The sequence below is a fragment of the Shewanella sp. 11B5 genome, assembly GCF_002836795.1.
In the GTDB taxonomy this organism is placed as follows: Bacteria; Pseudomonadota; Gammaproteobacteria; order Enterobacterales; family Shewanellaceae; genus Shewanella; species Shewanella frigidimarina.
Map to the genome: position 1 here is coordinate 1 of NZ_PJAP01000455.1, position 4,681 is coordinate 4,681.

A 4,681-nucleotide genomic window follows, 5' to 3' on the forward strand; every position below is an offset into this window, starting at 1 on the left:
ATAAACATGAAGATAACGCTATTACATCTTTAGATATATAACCAACCCGCCACTAACAAAACCTATAACCTATCACCTATTCTCATACAATGAAAATACGTTATTTTTAGTTAATACCCTTCAGCACTTAAATTGGGGTAATTGAAGGCTGTTGTGTTCAATTCTTGGGATGATCAGCTAAACACGCAAGCAAATAATTACAAAATATTGACTACAGGCTAACGCCCATTCAATCTTGATAATATTTGCTGCTTTTATGGCTTATCGACACGGAGCAATACTGGATAACAAACTGTTAACATACTAAGATTATGTTTCAAATATACCAACTACAAGGTTATAGGTCATAAAAATGAACAAAAAACTATTACTAACAATCGCAACTTTATCGCTATCAACCAACGCCATAGCTAAAGACAATCTGTCAGAACATCATGCTACCGTCGCTGATAGCGTGGTCGCAGAACAAAGAGCAAATCTTGCCACTAGCACTAAAGGTGAGGGTTTTGGACCTCAGTCACCTCGAGATGTAAACTCACTTGTCGGTACTAATCCAATACAATTTTCTCAAGCCCCTTCTTTCACTAAAATGAATTTATGTAATATTCATTTTCATAAAAATGCTGAACACTCAGGTGGAGAGTTCACCACTTATGCAGGTAATGGCGATGGTAAAGGTTTCCAATCAGGTTTTAAGTATTCAGGTAAACTAAATAAAGCGGAATTAACGCCAACTAAAAATGCTATTTGCCCAAGTGAACATGGTGCTTTAACGGCTGGAGATACCATTGAAGTGCATTATGTACATTCAAGCGCACAAGTCGTACCTGGTCCAACATTAGGTGCTTGTTTAAATGATGCGATAAACAACCCGCAACTACGAGTTGAAACACAAGTGTTTGTGTTGGTCAATGACAATAAAGCGTTAGATTTTACAGCACTAACTGCATCAGAAATAAAACAAGGTTTTCATCAAGCGGTTAATATTCCAAATAATACCGGTGATGCAATTCAGTATAATGGCTCAACAACAGGCCCTGGTTATAATGAAATAGGCTCACCATTCCAAGTCTCTTGGAGTGTCCGTCCTAAAGTGGCTAAAGTGAATATTAACACTGTAGGCAAGTGGTGTGAGGGTAACGTCTTCAAGGAAGATCACGCTCATGGTGTGAGAAACCTAGTCACTAACCCAGCGCTACTGTCAGAAATCAAATAAGCCTTAACCGCTAAAGTCTTCACTCAGAATAACAAAAAGCCACTGATGAAATAACAGTGGCTTTTTTAATTTTGTAATGATGTAAAGAGTTTCACTTTTGCGTCTCTCCTTTGATAAAAAGCGATATTCAGGAAACACATTACCTAGTATTTACAGTTATCCTACCGTTAGCTTTAATTTTGGAACCACAACATTTAACCACTATCTCCTTCACCTTAATTTTAACTAACGATAACTCACTTTAAAACATTACAATATTGCACGCTTAACGCTAAAAATTAATCGCGTTACAGCCACCACTAAAACTGAGATAATAGCCTGATTACAATGCGCAATAGCTGATAGATTTTCTATTTCAGTTATCACATTTACACTCCAATCTTTCCTCATTAGGATTTACTATGCGCGCTTTTGTCGTTCGAGCCAGAGCTGCTCCAGTTGATAGTCAACAATTTCTAGCCGCTATTGGTCATGAAGCTCACACTGAAATTTTAGCTCACACCTTAATGAATACCATTTTTGTCGCCCAATCTCATCGTGACGATGTTGTGGTGCATTTAGTGCTAGAAAGTACCCAAGACTTTTCTCGCACAATTTGCTTTCGTTCAAACGAATTAGGTCATATCGGTGGCTTTCACGAACAAAACTTAACCAATAAAATAGCTAAAGCCTTAACGGCATCTAAAGGCATGGCGAAAGAACAATTACGTGAAGTTGAAGCAGGAATTACGGTACGCACCGTGAGTTTCGAAAAATTGATACAGGAATTAGCTGAAGATTATCAACTGTATATGTTAGAGAAAAAAGGTACACCAGTACGTGATATAGAGTTTGCAGCTAACCCGTGTTTTTTACTCACCGATCACATCCCTATGCCTAAGAAGAGCTTTAATAGCCTTAAACGCTTGGGTACTCAACACATTAACTTAGGCCCTAAAATGCTGTTTGCATCGCAATGCGTGGTGCTGATCCACAATGAATTAGACATGAGATTGTAAATCAGTACGATCGAATAAAGGATAAAGTGTTGATGAGTCAATGTGTTAGCCGATTAATCAACACTGAGCAATCATTGTTCATGAGGTAACAATATTGTTGCGTAAATTAACTTCAAGCACTTGCTTGGCACACTGAATACGTATGCAAATCTTTGCTGTATAAACGAAAAACGCCTTATATTACTTGTTCTAAAGATAAAATAATAATCAACAAGGACATACTATGGCGCGCGTTTTATTTAACGGTGCAAATCCGCTATCCACACAGTCACACTTTGCACTTAATGTTATCGCAGTAGCTTGTGCTATCGCGCTAGCCACCATTCCCAGTCTCGCTCAAGCTAAAACTGTCAACGTCGAATCCCCAGACAAACATATCAATATCAGTTTGACTGATGATAATGGCCGTCCAGAATACCAAGTAAAATTTAATGACAATATTGTTATTAATCCAAGTAAATTAGGGTTGGTATTTCAACAGTTAGGTGAATTAGGTACTGATTTCAACATTAAACATGTGACTAACAGCAGCGTAGACCAAACATGGCAGCAACCTTGGGGGGAGCGTGAAAATATTCGCGATCATTACAACCGCGTGGTCGCCACCCTGAGTAACGGCAAAATTGACTTCGATATCGAATTTAAAGCGTTTAATGACGGTATTGGCTTTCGTTACCTGGTGCCAAAACAAACCGGACTGGCTAACACGCCAAAACTTGATATTACCGATGAATTAACTGAATTTGCCATCCCAGACCCACAACACACAACCGCATGGTGGATCCCCGGGCGCGGCTGGAACCGATACGAATATTTATACCGTACAACCTCACTTGATAAAATCGACCGAGCCCACACACCTATGACTTTTAGAACGGCTGATGGCGTGCATTTAAGCATCCATGAAGCCGCCCTCACCGATTATGCCGCAATGGTGCTTAATCAAGGGCGTGACGGTATTTTACGTGCTGATTTAACGCCTTGGTCGGACGGTATTCGAGTGAAGACTCAACCTGGCTTTTCAACACCTTGGCGTACGATTCAAATTGCTAAAGATGCCCCAGGTTTACTTAACTCAGACCTGATCCTTAATCTTAATGAACCTAATAAATTAGGTGATGTATCTTGGGTGCAACCGGGTAAATACGTTGGGATTTGGTGGGGAATGCACCTCAATGAAAACACCTGGGGAAGCGGCCCTAAGCATGGTGCGACCACCAGCGAAACTAAGCGTTATATGGACTTTGCCGCCCAATATGGGTTTGATGGGGTATTGGTTGAAGGTTGGAATGAAGGCTGGGATGGTAGTTGGTTCGATAACGGCGACGTGTTTAGCTTTACTAAAGCTTATCCTGATTTTGACATTGATGAGATAACTCAATATGGACACAGTAAAAATGTCCGTTTAATTGGCCATCATGAAACCTCTGGTTCAGTCACTAATTACCGAAATCAAATGAGTGATGCTTATGATTTATATCAAAAAAATGGCGTGACTCAAGTTAAAACCGGTTACGTAGCAGACGGTGGAGACATTAAGCGCGTTGATGAAAATGGTATTGTGCGCCATGAATGGCACGACGGCCAATTTATGGTTAACGAATATCTACATAGCGTTACCGAAGCCGCAAAACGTGGTATTAGCATTAATACCCATGAGCCGATTAAAGATACCGGTTTACGTCGTACTTACCCAAATTGGATAGCACGCGAAGGCGCTCGAGGCCAAGAGTTTAATGCATGGGGAAGCCCACCGAATACTCCAGAACATACGGCAATTCTACCTTATACTCGTATGCTAGCTGGGCCGATGGATTTCACCCCAGGTATCTTTAATTTAGCGCCTGAAGGTCTAGATGCGGTAAACCGCGTAAAAACCACACTCACTAAGCAATTAGCCTTATATGTTGTGTTGTACAGCCCTATTCAAATGGCTGCAGACTTACCGCGTAACTATGTGCAACGTCTCGATGCTTTTCAGTTTATTCAAGATGTACCGACAGATTGGAGCGACAGTATCGCCCTTGCGGGTGAAATTGGTGACTATGTTGCCTTTGCAAGAAAACAGCGCGGTGCTGAAGACTGGTATCTAGGCGCATTAACAGATGAAGACTCACGAAAATTGACGTTAAAATTAGATTTCCTCACGCAGGGGAAACGCTACCAAGCCGAAATTTATCGTGACGGTGATAAAGCTGATTGGTTAACTAATCCATATGATTACGTGATTGAAACCAAAATCGTTACTGCAAATGACGCGATGACACTGAACTTAGCAGCCAGTGGGGGTACCGCGATTCGTTTTAAAGCCTTGTAACACTGGAATGTTACATAAGTGTTCGCATTAGGTTACTAACAAAGCATGAATACGTATGTAGTCAGTTGTACCAAGAACAAGCTCGAGGATACTATAAAACATGCTGTTTCGTTTCTAATTGCAGGATGGAATGGTTTAGGTCGTTTCTGG

At 40.6% G+C, this 4,681-nt stretch carries 3 protein-coding genes; all 3 read left to right on the forward strand.

Going from position 1 to position 4,681, the window contains the following annotated elements:
* The first annotated feature begins 352 nt into the window (after window positions 1-352).
* Window positions 353-1,216 carry a delta-class carbonic anhydrase gene (locus CXF78_RS10565; protein WP_102036752.1) on the forward strand — a complete coding sequence of 288 codons (864 nt, stop codon included), beginning with the start codon at window positions 353-355 and terminating at the stop codon, window positions 1,214-1,216.
* Between the two features lie 401 nt (window positions 1,217-1,617).
* Window positions 1,618-2,214 (forward strand): tRNA (pseudouridine(54)-N(1))-methyltransferase TrmY, encoded by a 597-nt coding sequence (trmY, locus tag CXF78_RS10570; protein WP_102036753.1) that lies wholly within the window; start codon window positions 1,618-1,620, stop codon window positions 2,212-2,214.
* A 223-nt stretch (window positions 2,215-2,437) separates the two neighbouring features.
* On the forward strand, window positions 2,438-4,531 hold the full coding sequence (locus CXF78_RS10575) for a glycoside hydrolase family 97 protein (RefSeq protein ID WP_102036754.1): 2,094 nt from the start codon (window positions 2,438-2,440) through the stop codon (window positions 4,529-4,531).
* Window positions 4,532-4,681: the final 150 nt, after the last annotated feature.